Below are 13,074 nucleotides of genomic sequence, written 5' to 3' on the forward strand. Positions count from 1 at the left end.
TTCGCGGCGCAGGGACAAGGCATCCAATGGCGGCGCGCCACGAACGGCGCCCACCAGAGGATTCCGTATGAACCTGCTTCTGTCCTGGAACGAGATCGCGCTTGAAGCGATCCGCGAGCTCGGCCATCTGCCGGAGAGCAACCCCCACCGCTCGCGCGGCGGGCCGCCCCAGGTGGCCCGCTCGCTCGGTGTCATCTACACGGGCATCTACGAGGCCTGGGCCGCGTACGACGGCACGGCCAAGTTCGCGCACAACCCGGCCTCGCTGCGCCGCCCGCCGGCGCAGCGCACCGAAGCCAACCGCCGCAAGGCCGTCAGCCAGGCCGCCTACCGCGGCCTGGTCGACCAGTTCCCGCCGGCTGCGTTCGAGGCACCCTTCCAGGCGCGCTACGTGGCTCGGCTCACCGACCTGCTGGCCGCCGAGGGCATCGCCTACGGCGACACCAGCCACACGCTGGCGCAACCGGTGGGCCTGGCCAACGTGGCGGTGGACGCCGTGCTGGCCTTCCGCCACACCGACGGCGCCAACCAGACGGGCCTGTACGCCGACACCACGGGTTACGCACCGGTCAATCCGCCGATGGCGGTGATGATCCCGGCGCGCGCCGACGTGATCGCCGAGCCGGGCCGCTGGCAGCCGCTGTCGTACCTGAACGCCGCCGACGAGATGCGCACACCCGGCTTCATCGCACCGCACTGGGGGCAGGTGAAGCCGTTCTCGCTGTCCAGCGGCAGCGCGCTTCGGCCCGGGGCGCCACAGTCGGTGCTGTCGCAGGGCTTCCTGGACCAGGCGCGGCACGTGCTGGACGTGCAGGCCAACCTGACGCCCACGCAGAAGGTGATCGCCGAGTACTGGGCAGACGGCCCGCGCTCCGAACTGCCGCCCGGGCACTGGACCACGTTCGCCGACTTCGTCGTGCAGCGCGACGGCCTGGACCTGTCGGCCGCGGTGAAGCTGTACTTCGCGCTGGCCAACGCGATCATGGACGCCAGCATCGCCACCTGGGACTGCAAGCGGCACTACGACTACGTGCGTCCCGTCACGGCCATCCGGCACCTGTTCCGCGGCCAGCGCGTGCAGGCCTGGGGCGGGCCGGGGCTGGGCACGCAGTCCATCCTCGGCGAGTCGTGGCGGCCCTTCCAGGCCGACAACTTCCCGACGCCGCCGTTCGCCGAGTTCACCTCCGGCCACAGCGCCTTCTCGATGGCCGCCGCCGTGGTGCTCAGGCGCTTCACCGGCAGCGACGTCTTCGGCGCCAGCTACACGCAGCCCGGACCGTTGCGTGCCGAGCCGGGCGAACAGGTCGGCGGCATCGTGATGTCGTGGCCCACCTTCACCGCCGCGGCCCAGGAGGCCGGTGAATCACGCCTGTACGGCGGCATCCACTTCTACGAGGGCAACGTCGTCGGCCTGGACCTGGGCCGCCGGTGCGGCGATGCGGCCTATGCGCGCGCGCAGGACCTCTGGTCGGGGGCCTGACGACGACAGGGCGGCGCCGCGCGGTCAGGCCGTTGCCGGCGCCTGCGCCAGGGCCCGCTGCGCGCGCCGCCAGTGCATCTCGGCCTCGGGGGCGCTGTGCAGCAGGCCCGCGTGCACCACCAGGTGGCGCGCGGCATCATCCGGCGCGGCCTGCAGGATCGCCGTCCATGCCCAGGCCAGCAGCAGGTGGCCCACGCCGGCCAGCACGTCGTCGGCAGCACGCAGTGGCGCCTCGGCGTCGCCGCCGGCGGCACTGCGGACGGCGGCCAGGGTTTCGCGTGCCATCGTCGCCTGCGCACGCAGAGCCCTGCCGGCCTCACCGTCGTCGGCGCCGGCGAGCAGCCCGTCGAGCAGACGCTCGAACGCCGGCGCCGCCCCGCCCAGCAGCTTGCGCTGCACGAGGTCGATGGCCTGGATCTCGTTGGTGCCCTCGTAGATCATCGCGATGCGCGCGTCGCGCACCGTCTGCTCGATGCCGTACTCGGCCACGTAACCGTAGCCACCCCAGACCTGCAGCGCGTCGCTGGCGCCCTGGAAGCCCTGCTGGGTGCCGAAGGCCTTGAGCACCGGCGTGAGGATCGAGGCCTCGGCCGCAGCGGCTTCGCGCACCGCGGCGTCAGGATGGTGTTCCGCCTCGTCCAGCCGCATCGCGGCCCGGTACATCACCACGCGCAGGCCGTCGGACACGGCGCGCAGCCGGCCCAGCGTGCGCTGCATCGCCGGCTGCCGCGCGATCGGGCCCTTGAACTGCACGCGCTCGGCGGCGTAGCGCTCGGCGTTCTGCGTGGCCATGTCCAGGTGGCCCAGGCCCTGCAGCGCCACGTGCAGTCGCGCCGCGTTCATCATCAGGAACATCGCCGGCAGGCCGCGGTGCGGCTCGCCAACCAGCCAGCCGGTGGCGCCCTCGTAGCGCATCACGCAGGTGGCGCTGCCGTGGATGCCCATCTTGTGCTCGAGGCCGTCGGCCGCCATCGTGTTGCGCGTGCCGTCGGGCAGCACGGTGGGCACCAGGGCCAGCGACAGGCCCTTGGTGCCCGGTGGCGCCGGGTTCGACGGGTCCTGCAGGCGGCACAGCACCAGATGCACGATGTTGTCGGTGAGGTCGTGGTCGCCACCGGAGATGAAGATCTTGCCGCCGGTGACGGCCACGCTGCCGTCGCCGCGTGGTTCGGCCTTGGTGCGCACCAGCCCCAGGTCGCTGCCGGCCTGCGGTTCGGTGAGGCCCATCGCGGCCAGCCATTCACCGCTGACCAGCTTGGGCAGGTAACGCTGCTTGAGCGCATCGCTGCCATGCGCCTTGATCGTCTCGTAGGCACCGTGCAGCAGCCCGGGGTACATGGTCCAGCCGTGGTTGGCCGCCACCAGCATCTCGAACAGCGCGGCGTTGAGCAGTTGCGGCAGCCCCTGACCGCCCCAGTCGGGGTCGCAGGCCAGGGCCGGCCAGCCGCCTTCGACGAACTGCTGCCAGGCGCCGGGAAAGCCATCGGGCGTCTTCACGCGCCCGTCGACGATGCGGCATCCCTGGCGGTCACCCGGGCCGTTGAGCGGCTGCAGCACCTCGCTGGTGAAGCGTGCCGCCTGGGCCAGCACTTCGGCGGCCGTGTCGGCGTCCAGGTCGGTGAAGGCGGGGATGGCGGCCCACTGCGCCGGTGCCTTGAGCACACGCTCGATGACGAAGCGCATCTCGTCCAGCGGGGCGGCGTAGGAAAAGAGACTCATGACTTCTGACTGCCGAGATAGGTGTCGATGACGCGCGTGTCGGCGGCCAGCTGCTGCGCCGGGCCATCGAGCACGATGGCACCGGTCTCCAGCACGTAGCCGTGGTCCGACACCGCCAGCGCGGCGCGTGCGTTCTGCTCGATGAGCAGGATGCTGGTGCCTTCGGCCCGCAGGCGCTCGATGGTGGCGAAGATGTCGCGCACGATCAGCGGTGCCAGGCCCAGGCTGGGTTCGTCGAGCATCAGCAGCCGCGGGGCCGACATCAGCGCCCGGCCCACGGCCAGCATCTGGCGCTCACCGCCCGACAGCGTGCCGGCCAGCTGCACGCGGCGCTCCTTCAGGCGCGGAAAGAGCGTGTAGACGCGCTCGATCTCGCGTTTCCAGTGCGGCACCTTCTGCTTCATCGCGCGGTAGCCGCCGAGCACCAGGTTGTCCTCCACCGGCATGGTGCCGAAGAGCTCGCGCTTCTCGGGCACCAGGGCCATGCCCAGCATCACGCGGTCCTCCAGCGTGCTGCCGGCCAGGTCCTGGCCGTCGAACACGATGCGCCCTCGGGACGGCAGGATGCCCATCAGCGCCGCCAGCGTGGTGGACTTGCCGGCGCCATTGGGGCCGATGACGCTGATCACCTGGCGCTCGTCGAGGTGGAAGTTCAGGCCGGTGAGCACCTCGGCACGGCCGTAGCCGGCGTGCAGGTCGCTGACGTCGAGGAGCCGTGCCATCAGTGTTCCGTCCCCAGGTAGGCGGCGCGGACCTCGGGGCTGGCCTGCACCTCGGCCGGCGTGCCCTCGATCAGCCGGGTGCCGAACTCCATCACCACCACGCGGTCGGCCAGGCCCATCACGAAGTCCATGTCGTGCTCCACCAGCAGCAGGCTCATGCCCTCGGCCTTGAGCTGGCGCAGCACCTCGGCCAGCGCGTGTTTCTCGTGGTGGCGCAGGCCGGCGGCCGGCTCGTCCAGCAGTAGCAGCGCCGGGTCGGTGGCCAGCGCCCGGGCGATCTCCATCAGCCGCTGCGGGCCCAGTGCCAGGTTGCCGGCCAGTTCGTGCATCTGCGCGGCCATGCCGATGCGCGCCAGCTGGCGCTCGGCCTCGGCGAACAGACGACGCTCCTCGGCACGGTCCAGCCGCAGCATGGCCTGCAGCACGCCGGCCTTCGTGCGACCGTAGCCACCCAGGGCCACGTTCTCCAGCACCGTCATCTCCGGGATCATCTTCACGTGCTGGAAGGTGCGCGAGATGCCCAGCCGCGCGATGGCGCGCGACGGCATCCCGCCGATGGCCTGGCCGCGCCAGCGCACCGCGCCGGCGGTCAGCGGCAGCACGCCGGTGACGAGGTTGAAGGTGGTGGACTTGCCGGCGCCGTTGGGGCCGATCAGCGCGACGATCTGCCCGGCGTCGACGGCGAAGCTCACGTCATTGACCGCCACCAGCCCGCCGAACTGCTTGCGCACGGCGTCCACTTCCAGCAGCCGTTCGCCGGCCGCCGGCCGCTGACGTTGCGGCAGCGGGGCTGCATCGGCCCAGTCACGCGGCCGGGTGACCGTGGGGGCCCAGCGCGCGAAGAAGCTCCACAGCCCATCGGGCGCGAACTTCAGCACCACCACCAGCACGATGCCGAAGACGATGATCTCGAAGCTGCCGCTGGTGCCCAGCAGCTGCGGCAGCAGCACCTGCAGTTCGTCCTCCACCAGGCGGACGATGGCCGAGCCCAGGAAGGCGCCCCAGACATGGCCGACGCCACCGAGCACGGCCATGAACAGATACTCGATGCCCTTGTTGATGCCGAAGGGGGACGGGCTCACGCTGCGCTGGAAGTGCGCGAACAGCCAGCCCGACACAGCCGCCAGCACCGCCGCCAGCACGAAGGCGGTGAGCTTGTAGCGGAAGGTGGAGATGCCCATGGCCTCGGCCATCGTCGAACCGTGCTTGAGCGCGCGGATGGCCCGCCCGGGCCGCGAATCCAGCAGGCGGATCACGCCCAGTGCCGCGAGCAGCGCGATGGCCCACACCAGCGGGTGCAGGCCGCGCCCGGTGCCCAGGTCCACGCCGAAGAAGCTCATCGCCGGAATGCCGAGCAGCCCGTCGTACTTGCCCAGCGCCTCGGTGTTGGCCATGGCGTAGTTCAGTGCCAGGCCCCAGGCGATGGTGGCCAGCGGCAGGTAGTGGCCGGACATGCGCAGCGTCAGCGCGCCCAGCAGCAGCGCCGTCAGCACGGCCAGCCCCACGCCGACGGCCAGCGTCACCAGCGGCGGCAGCCCGGTCTGCGTGGCGAGGTACGCCGCGGCGTAACCGCCGATGCCGACGAAGGCCGCCTGCCCGAAGGACGTGAGCCCGGCCACACCGGTGAGCAGCACCAGGCCCAGCGCCACCAGCGCATACAGGCCGATGTAGATGCTCTGCGTGATCCAGAAGTCCGGCACCGGGGCCAGCGGCAACAGCATCATGACCGCCGCGAAGGCGGGGAAGGTCCAGCGCTGCATGATCAGTATTCCTCGCCGTGCGGGTCGCGCAGGCTGCGCCACAGCAGGATCGGCAGGATGGCCGAGAACACGATGACTTCCTTGTACGGGCTGGACCAGAAGCTGCCGAAGGCCTCCAGCAGCCCCACGCCCAGCGCACCGACCATCGCCAGCGGGTAGCTGGCCAGGCCGGCGAACACGGCGGCGACGAAGCCCTTCAGGCCGATGAGGAAGCCGCTGTCGTAGAACACCGTGGTGGTGGGCCCGATCAGCAGGCCCGACAGCGCGCCGATGAAGGCCGCCATCGTGAACGACAGGCGCCCGGCGCTGCTGCTGGAGATGCCCATCAGCCGTGCGCCGAGCCGGTTGACCGCGGTGGCCCTCAGGGCCTTGCCCGTCAGGCTCTTCTCGAAGAACAGCCACAGGCTGCCGATGAGCGCCAGCGACGCGGCGAAGATGATCACCGTCTGCCCCGACAGCGTGAGCGCGCCCAGCGAGAAACGCGCGTCCCAGAAGCTGGGGTTGCGGAAGCCCTCGGCACCGAAGAAGAACAGGCCCAGCCCCAGCAGCGCGAAGTGCACGCCGACGGAGACGATCAGCAGCACGAGCACGGTGGCGTCGGCCAGCGACTCGTAGGCCAGGCGGTACAGCAGCGCGCCGAAGGGCGTGACCAGCGCCACCGTCAGCGCGGCCTGCGCCAGCAGCGGCAACTGCATCGGAGCCACCCACCAGGTCAGCGCGCTCACGGCCACCGGGTAGGCCAGCGTGCGCCCAGCCTGCACGGCCAGCCGGCCCAGGGGCTGGCGGTGGCGCAGGCCGGTGGCCAGGTCCTGCAGCACCACGGCCGCCGCCAGCACCAGCAGGAACCACACGGTGCCCGGCACCTGCCCGGTCTGCAGCAGCGCCAGGGTCAGCGCCCCGAAGGCGACGAACTCGCCCTGCGGGATGAAGATCACCCGCGTGACGGCGAACACCAGCACCGTGGCCAGGGCCAGCAGCGCGTAGATGGCGCCGTTGGTCAGGCCGTCCAGGGCCAGGATGCTGGCGATCGTCGCGTCCATCGTGCGCTGCCCGTGGCCTTACTGCACGACGACGAACTTGCCGCCCTTGACCTGCAGCAGCACACCCGTCTCGTTGGTGTAGCCCCAGTGGTCGGTGGCCGTCCAGTTCATCACGCCGTGCGAGAAGATCGTGCGGCCCATGGTCTCGATGGCATCACGCAGCGCAGCACGGAACTCAGGCGTGCCCGGCTTGGCCTTCTTCAGCGCCACCGGCAGCACCTTCTCCATCACGATCTGCGCGTCGTAGGCGTGTCCCGCGAACTGGTTGCGCGAACCCGCGCCGTAGGCGGCCTCGAACTTGGTCACGAAGTCCACCGCCACCGCCTTGGACGGGTGGTTAGCCGGCAGCTGCTCGGCCACCACGGCCGGGCCGCTGACCACGTAGCCGCCTTCGACGTCCTTGCCGCCGATGCGCACCAGGTCGGGCGTCGCCGCGGCGTGGGTCTGGTAGATCTTGCCCTTGTAGCCGCGCTCGATCAGGCCCTTGTGCGGCATCGCCGCGCCGGAGCCGGAGGCCACGACGAGGATGGCGTCCGGGTTGGCCGAGACCAGCTTCAGCGCCTGCGGCGTGACGCTGGTGTCGGTGCGGGCGAAGCGCTCGGTGGTCACCAGGGTGATGCCGGCGGCGCCCAGGTCGGCGTTCATCTGCTTGAGCCAGAGCTCGCCGTAGCCGTCGTTGTAGCCCAGGAAGCCCAGCGTCTTCACGCCGTTCTTCTTCATGTGCTCGATGATGGGGAAAGCCATCACGTTGGCGCCCTGTGGCAGGCGGTAGACCCAGCGCTCCTGGTCGGGCGGCACGCCCACCGGCGCGATCGACAGCTGCGGCGTCTTGCTCTCCAGCGCCACCGGCGCCACCGCGGCCGACACCACGGTGATCGAGCCGCCGAACAGGATGTCGACCTTGTCGTCGGTGACGAAGCGGCGCGCGTTGGTCACGCCCTTGCCCGGGTCGGACGCGTCGTCGAGCACGATCAGGTTGATCTTCTCGCCGGCGATCTCCTTCGGGAACAGCTTGAACTGGTTGCCCACCGGGATGCCCAGGCCCGAGGCCGGACCGGTGAGCGACAGGGTCACGCCGATGTTCACGTCGGCGAAGGCGGAGGTCGCCAGCAGCGCCGCCGCAGCAGCCAGGGTCTTCTTCAGCAGTTTCACGGGGTCGTCTCCTCGGGGGTGGATGAGGCTCACTGGCACAGCGCCTTGATGTCCTCGGGAATCGGGATCGAGCGCAGGCGGTCGCGGTTCTCGGCGTCGCGCTGCACGAAGACACGCAGTTCGGTGCCTTCGCAGATCAGGTCGTCGCCGCGCTTGACCACGTGGCGGTGCTTGAAGGTCTTGGCGTTCCACTCCTCCACCGTGGTGTGTACCTCGATGGTCTCGCCGTAGGTGGCGCTCTTGACGAAGGTGGTCTGGATCTCCAGCAGCGGCGTGCCGACGATGCCGCGCGTCTTCTCCAGCACGCGCCAGGGTTCGACGCCATGGGCCATGAAGAAGGCCAGCGAGGCCTCGTCCATCCACTTCAGGAAATTGGGGAAGAAGACGATGCCGGCCGGGTCGCAGTCGCCGAAGCGGATGGTGACGCGGTGGATGTGGGACTTGCTCATCGCGACGTGCTCAGCGGGGCGCCATGCGCAGCGCGCCGTCCAGGCGGATCACCTCGCCGTTCAGGTGCGTGTTGGTCACGATGTGCGCCGCCAGCGCCGCGAACTCCTCCGGATGCCCCAGGCGCTTCGGGAACGGGATCGAGTTCGCCAGCGAGGCCTGCACCTCCTCCGGCAGCTCCTTCATCAGCGGCGTCGAGAACAGCCCCGGCGCGATGGTGGCCACGCGGATGCCGAACTGCGCCAGGTCGCGCGCCAGCGGCAGCGTCATGCCGACGATGCCGCCCTTGCTGGCGGAATAGGCCTGCTGGCCGACCTGGCCGTCGTAGGCGGCCACCGAGGCCGTCATCAGCATCACGCCGCGCTCGCCGTCCTCCAGCGGGTCCAGCTTCGCGATGCGCGCCGCCGCCAGCCGCAGCACGTTGTAGGTGCCCAGCAGGTTGACGCGGATCACGCGCTCGAAGCCGTCCAGCGGGCTGGGCGTGCCGTCGCGGTTCAACACGCGCTTGGCGGTGCCGATGCCGGCGATGTTCATCACGATGCGCGGCGTGCCCCAGGCCTTCTCCACCGCGTCCAGCGCCGCCTCGACGCTGGCGGTGTCGGTGATGTCGCCGGTCAGCGCCAGGCCGCCGATCTGCTGCGCCACCGCCTGCGCCTTGTCGGCACCGACGTCCAGCACCGCCACCTTGGCACCCGCCTGCGCCAGCGCCACGGCCGTCGCGGCGCCCAGACCACTGCCGCCGCCGGTGACCAGGGCCACCTGTCCTTCGATCTTCATGCTCTGGTTCTCCTGAATGTCAGCGCGCGTCGGGGTTCTCGATCAGCAGCGCAATGCCCTGGCCGCCGCCGACGCAGGCGGACGATACGCCCCAGCGGGCACCGATTTCCTTGAGTTGGCGCGCGACGGTAATCGTCAGGCGCACGCCGGTGGCGGCCAGCGGATGGCCCAGCGCGATGGCACCGCCGTGCACGTTGAGCTTGTCCAGGTCCAGGCCCAGTTCACGCTGCACGGCCAGCGTCTGCGCGCCCTGCGCCTCGTTGATCTCGAAGCGGGCGATGTCGGACAGCTGCAGGCCAGCGCCTTCCAGCAGCCGCCTGATCGCCGGCGCCGGGCCGATGCCCATGATCTCCGGCGGCACGCCGACAGCGGCCGCAGCGGCGATGCGGCCCAGCGGCCTGGCGCCCCAGGCGCGCATGGCGTCGCCGGAGGCCACGACGGCCGCCGCCGCCGCATCGGTCAGCGCCGAGCTGTTGCCGCCGGTCTGAACGCCACCGTCGAACACCGCACGCAGTTTGGCCAGCACCTCCGGAGGCGACAGGCGCGGATGGGTATCCCGATCGGCCACGGGCGCCTTGCCGGCCAACTTCAGCCGCCGCGGCTTGTAGCCCTCGAGCGCGAAGGTCTCGTTCTCCACCGGCACGATCTCGCCAGCCAGGAAGCCGCTCTCCTGCGCCGCCACCGCGCGGGCGAAGGACATCGACGCGAAGGCGTCCACGTCGGCTCGCGTGATGCCGTACTTCTGCGCCAGGTTCTCGGCGGTCTGGATCATCGAGATCGCCGCGGCAGGGTCGGTCAGCGCCTCCCACATGTAGTCCCTGAACTGCGGCAACTGGCCGAGCTTGAAGCCCTGGCGGTGCTCGAAGGCCGCGATGGGGTTGCGCGTCATCGACTCGGTGCCCACCACCAGCGCGCGCTGCACGGCGCCGCTGCCGATCTGCTCGGCCGCCTGGCGGAACAGCTCGAAGCCGGTGCCGCAGATGCGCTGCACCATGATGGCCGGCACGTCCACGGGCACCCCGGCATAGAGGCCGATGTGGCGCGGCACGTAGAACTGGTCGAAGCCGCCGGGTGCCATGTTGCCGGCGATCACCGAGTCGATGTCGCTGGCGGCCACGCCGCTGCGCGCGAGCACCGCCTTCGCGGCCTTGATGCCCAGGTCGATCGGGTTCGCGTCGGCGAAGGCGCCGCAGTAGTCGACCATCGGCGTGCGCACGCCGTCGAGCATCCAGACGTCGTCGAAGGATTGGTACAGGCCTCGGCTCATGACGATTTCCCCACCTTGCCGGCGCGCTTTTCCAGGAAGTCGCGCACGCGTTGCTTGGCCGCGTCGTCGCCCTGCGCGATGGCCGACATCAGGCTCTCGACGAACAGGCCCTCGGCCGGCGCCATCTCGGCGATGCGCGGCAGCGCCTGCACGATGGCGTAGTTGGACAGTGGCGCGTTGCTGGCGATGCGTGCCGCCAGCGCCATGGCCTTGGCCAGGCCTTCACCCTCGCCCACCAGGTAGTTCGACAGGCCGGCGGCCTGACCCTCGGCCGCGTCGAACACGCGGCCGGTGAGCATCATGTCGGTCATGCGCGCCACGCCCATCAGGCGCGGGATGCGCACCGAACCGCTGCCGCCGACGAAGATGCCGCGCTGGCCTTCCGGCAACCCGTAGAAGGTGCTGGGTTCGGCCACGCGCAGATGGGCGGTGGCGGCCAGTTCCAGCCCGCCTCCGACCACCGCGCCGTGCAGCACGGCGATCACCGGCACGCGGCCGTACTGGATCTGGTCGAAGGCCGCGTGCCAGCCGCGCGAGTGGTGGATGCCCTCGGCCACGCTCTGCTCGGTGACCTCCGACAGGTCCAGCCCGGCGCAGAAGTGCTCGCCCTCGCCGCTGATCACGGCCACGCGGGCGTCGTCCGGCAGGTTGACGAACGCGGTCTGCAGCTCGCGGACCAGGGTGTTGTTGATGGCGTTGCGCTTGCTCGGCCGGTTCAACCGCAGGTGGGCGATGCCGGCGTCGATGCTGACACTCAGCAGGTCGTACGAAACGTTCATGGTCGGATGACGCCGGGGCCGCCGGCGTAGAGCTGCTGCACCTGTTCGGCACGCCGTGCCAGCACGGCACGCTGGTTGATGTATCCCTTGTCGGTGATCTCGCCGGCGTCGGTACTCGGCGGCTCGGCCAGGATCAGCGCGCGCGTGGGCACCTGCGACGAGCCACCGCCGGCGGCCTTCATGCCGCGCAGTGCGGTGGCGACCGTGTCGGCCAGTGCCTCTGGCGACAGCTGGGCCGCGGCGGGCGACGGGAACACCAGCACGCCGACCTCGTCGCGGTCGTGCCCGGTGATCACCACGTCCTGCGCGTACGGCGCCAGCGCCGAGACCACGCGCACGCGCAGCGTGCCCACGCTGACCCAGGTGCCGGTGGTGAGCTTGAAGTCCTCGGCCACGCGGCCGTCGAAGACCACGCCCTGCTCCGGGTGCGCCCCGTCGGCCAGCAGGCCGGCGTCGCCGATGCAGTAGTAGCCCTCGGCGTCGAAGGCCTTGGCGGTGAGTTCCGGCGCGTCACGGTAGCCGGGGAAGATGTTGACGCCGCGCACGCGCATCTCGAGCTTGCCCCCGTTCGGAATGAACTTCAGCTCGGTGCCCGGCAGCGGCAAGCCGATGACGCCGGCCTTCTCCAGCCGCCAGTGCGCGCTGGTGATGGCCGGCGAGGTTTCGGTCGAGCCCCAGGAGGTCGTCAGCCAGATCTCCGAACCACGCACCTTGCGGGCCAGGGCCTGCAGCCGGTCCCACGTGGCCTGGGGCAGCGCGGCGCCCGCGTAGAACACCACCCGCAACCGCTCGAAGAAGCGGCGGGCCATCGCGTCGTCTGCCTCCAGGATCGGCAGCAGCAGGTCCAGGCCGCGCGGCACGTTGAAGTAGATCGTGGGCTGGATCTCGGCCAGGTTGCGTGCCGACTTGTCGATCAGGCCCGGTGCCGGGCGCCCCTCGTCGATCACCAGGTGGCCGCCGTTGCGCAGCACCATGTTCAGGTTGTGGTTGCCGCCGAAGGTGTGGCTCCAGGGCAGCCAGTCCACCAGCACCGGCTTCTCGGTGTCCAGGAAACGCCAGGCCTGGGCGATCATCTGCTGGTTGGCACACAGCATGCGGTGGGTGTTGATCACCACCTTGGGGTGCCCGGTGGAGCCGGACGTCAGCAGGTACTTGGCGTGCGTGTCGGGCGTGATGGTCTCGAACGCGGCCTGCACGGCCGGCCCTTCGGCGGTCCGCAGCAGGCTGTCGAAGCTCAGCGCGCCGGGAAAGTCCTCCGCGCCCTGGCTGAAGACGGTGACGGCGTGCAGGCCGGCGCTAGCAATGGCCGGGCCGTAGACCTTGGCGTCGGACGCGTACACCAGCGCCGGGCCCAGCGTGTTCAGGATGCCGTGGATCTTGCTGTGGTCCTTGGTCAGGCGGCAGTAGGCACTGGAGACGGTGCAGACCGCGCGGCCCACGTGCATGGCTGCCAGCATCAGCAGCAGGTGGTCGATGGCGTTGTCCGACAGCACCACCACCGGCGCCTGCGGCAGCAGCTTCAGGCCCAGCAGGCTCTGCGCGACCCGGCCCACCTGCTCGCGCGCCTGGCGCCACGTCAGGCGGCGCCAGGGTGCGTCGTGCGGGCCGTCCACGGCGCGCTCACTGAAGGCCGGTGCGTCGGGCGTCACGGCGGCCCAGTGGTCCAGCCACTCGCCGATGCAACGGGCATAGGGCTTCAACGGCTCGGGCGAACGCAGCACGAAGCTGCCGTCGTCGAACGGGATGCGCACCGTGCGCGGCGGCGCGATGAGCGCCGGATCGTCGAGGAAGCTGCCGGTCATGCGGGTCTCCACCACCAGTCCATACACATGTGTATGTGTTTGGAGCGGCATCGTAGACGCACTTTTCTGCATGAAAATTCGGGTTTCCCCTGGCTCCATACATCACTGCATGGCGACATGCTCCATTCA

Annotated in this window: 11 protein-coding genes; 1 reads left to right on the forward strand and 10 read right to left on the reverse strand. The window is 70.5% G+C overall.

Annotated elements, in window-relative coordinates:
• Positions 1-67 precede the first annotated feature (67 nt).
• Positions 68-1,480: a vanadium-dependent haloperoxidase gene (locus ENE75_RS17860; RefSeq protein ID WP_128199682.1), complete on the forward strand. Its 1,413-nt coding sequence runs from the start codon at positions 68-70 to the stop codon at positions 1,478-1,480.
• A gap of 24 nt (positions 1,481-1,504) precedes the next feature.
• Here the strand turns inward: ENE75_RS17860 and ENE75_RS17865 are convergent, their stop codons facing one another.
• The 10 genes from ENE75_RS17865 to ENE75_RS17910 are packed head-to-tail and all read right to left on the reverse strand — an operon-like array spanning position 1,505 to position 12,945.
• Positions 1,505-3,199 carry an acyl-CoA dehydrogenase family protein gene (locus ENE75_RS17865; protein ID WP_128199683.1) on the reverse strand — a complete coding sequence of 565 codons (1,695 nt, stop codon included), beginning with the start codon at positions 3,197-3,199 and terminating at the stop codon, positions 1,505-1,507.
• Positions 3,196-3,921: an ABC transporter ATP-binding protein gene (locus ENE75_RS17870; protein ID WP_375138497.1), complete on the reverse strand. Its 726-nt coding sequence runs from the start codon at positions 3,919-3,921 to the stop codon at positions 3,196-3,198. The genes ENE75_RS17865 and ENE75_RS17870 overlap by 4 nt, the downstream gene beginning before the upstream one ends.
• Positions 3,921-5,681 (reverse strand): branched-chain amino acid ABC transporter ATP-binding protein/permease, encoded by a 1,761-nt coding sequence (locus ENE75_RS17875; RefSeq protein ID WP_128199685.1) that lies wholly within the window; start codon positions 5,679-5,681, stop codon positions 3,921-3,923. Before ENE75_RS17875 ends, ENE75_RS17870 begins: the two co-directional genes overlap by 1 nt.
• Positions 5,682-5,683: 2 nt before the next feature.
• The gene (locus tag ENE75_RS17880; protein WP_128199686.1) at positions 5,684-6,721 is read right to left on the reverse strand and encodes a branched-chain amino acid ABC transporter permease; all 1,038 of its coding nucleotides are present in this window, start codon (positions 6,719-6,721) and stop codon (positions 5,684-5,686) included.
• An 18-nt stretch (positions 6,722-6,739) separates the two neighbouring features.
• Positions 6,740-7,873 (reverse strand): ABC transporter substrate-binding protein, encoded by a 1,134-nt coding sequence (locus tag ENE75_RS17885; RefSeq protein ID WP_128199687.1) that lies wholly within the window; start codon positions 7,871-7,873, stop codon positions 6,740-6,742.
• Positions 7,874-7,902: 29 nt separating this feature from the next.
• Positions 7,903-8,322 carry an acyl-CoA thioesterase gene (locus ENE75_RS17890; protein ID WP_128199688.1) on the reverse strand — a complete coding sequence of 140 codons (420 nt, stop codon included), beginning with the start codon at positions 8,320-8,322 and terminating at the stop codon, positions 7,903-7,905.
• 10 nt (positions 8,323-8,332) lie between these two features.
• A complete protein-coding gene (locus ENE75_RS17895; RefSeq protein ID WP_128199689.1) occupies positions 8,333-9,097 on the reverse strand; it encodes an SDR family NAD(P)-dependent oxidoreductase in 765 nt (254 codons plus the stop codon).
• Between the two features lie 19 nt (positions 9,098-9,116).
• The gene (locus ENE75_RS17900) at positions 9,117-10,364 is read right to left on the reverse strand and encodes a thiolase family protein (RefSeq protein WP_128199690.1); all 1,248 of its coding nucleotides are present in this window, start codon (positions 10,362-10,364) and stop codon (positions 9,117-9,119) included.
• Positions 10,361-11,143 (reverse strand): crotonase/enoyl-CoA hydratase family protein, encoded by a 783-nt coding sequence (locus ENE75_RS17905; RefSeq protein ID WP_128199691.1) that lies wholly within the window; start codon positions 11,141-11,143, stop codon positions 10,361-10,363. The genes ENE75_RS17900 and ENE75_RS17905 overlap by 4 nt, the downstream gene beginning before the upstream one ends.
• Positions 11,140-12,945: a feruloyl-CoA synthase gene (locus tag ENE75_RS17910; RefSeq protein WP_128199692.1), complete on the reverse strand. Its 1,806-nt coding sequence runs from the start codon at positions 12,943-12,945 to the stop codon at positions 11,140-11,142. Before ENE75_RS17910 ends, ENE75_RS17905 begins: the two co-directional genes overlap by 4 nt.
• Between the last annotated feature and the right edge of the window lie 129 nt (positions 12,946-13,074).

This window comes from Rubrivivax albus (assembly GCF_004016515.1).
Lineage (GTDB): Bacteria > Pseudomonadota > Gammaproteobacteria > Burkholderiales > Burkholderiaceae_C > Rubrivivax > Rubrivivax albus.

What these genes read in the sequence shown, in the direction of transcription:
- ENE75_RS17860 (WP_128199682.1), top strand. Translation starts at nt 68, where the DNA reads ATGAACCTGCTTCTGTCCTGGAACGAGATCGCGCTTGAAGCGATCCGC.
- ENE75_RS17865 (WP_128199683.1), bottom strand. Translation starts at nt 3,199, where the DNA reads ATGAGTCTCTTTTCCTACGCCGCCCCGCTGGACGAGATGCGCTTCGTC.
- ENE75_RS17870 (WP_375138497.1), bottom strand. Translation starts at nt 3,921, where the DNA reads ATGGCACGGCTCCTCGACGTCAGCGACCTGCACGCCGGCTACGGCCGT.
- ENE75_RS17875 (WP_128199685.1), bottom strand. Translation starts at nt 5,681, where the DNA reads ATGCAGCGCTGGACCTTCCCCGCCTTCGCGGCGGTCATGATGCTGTTG.
- ENE75_RS17880 (WP_128199686.1), bottom strand. Translation starts at nt 6,721, where the DNA reads ATGGACGCGACGATCGCCAGCATCCTGGCCCTGGACGGCCTGACCAAC.
- ENE75_RS17890 (WP_128199688.1), bottom strand. Translation starts at nt 8,322, where the DNA reads ATGAGCAAGTCCCACATCCACCGCGTCACCATCCGCTTCGGCGACTGC.
- ENE75_RS17895 (WP_128199689.1), bottom strand. Translation starts at nt 9,097, where the DNA reads ATGAAGATCGAAGGACAGGTGGCCCTGGTCACCGGCGGCGGCAGTGGT.
- ENE75_RS17900 (WP_128199690.1), bottom strand. Translation starts at nt 10,364, where the DNA reads ATGAGCCGAGGCCTGTACCAATCCTTCGACGACGTCTGGATGCTCGAC.
- ENE75_RS17905 (WP_128199691.1), bottom strand. Translation starts at nt 11,143, where the DNA reads ATGAACGTTTCGTACGACCTGCTGAGTGTCAGCATCGACGCCGGCATC.
- ENE75_RS17910 (WP_128199692.1), bottom strand. Translation starts at nt 12,945, where the DNA reads ATGACCGGCAGCTTCCTCGACGATCCGGCGCTCATCGCGCCGCCGCGC.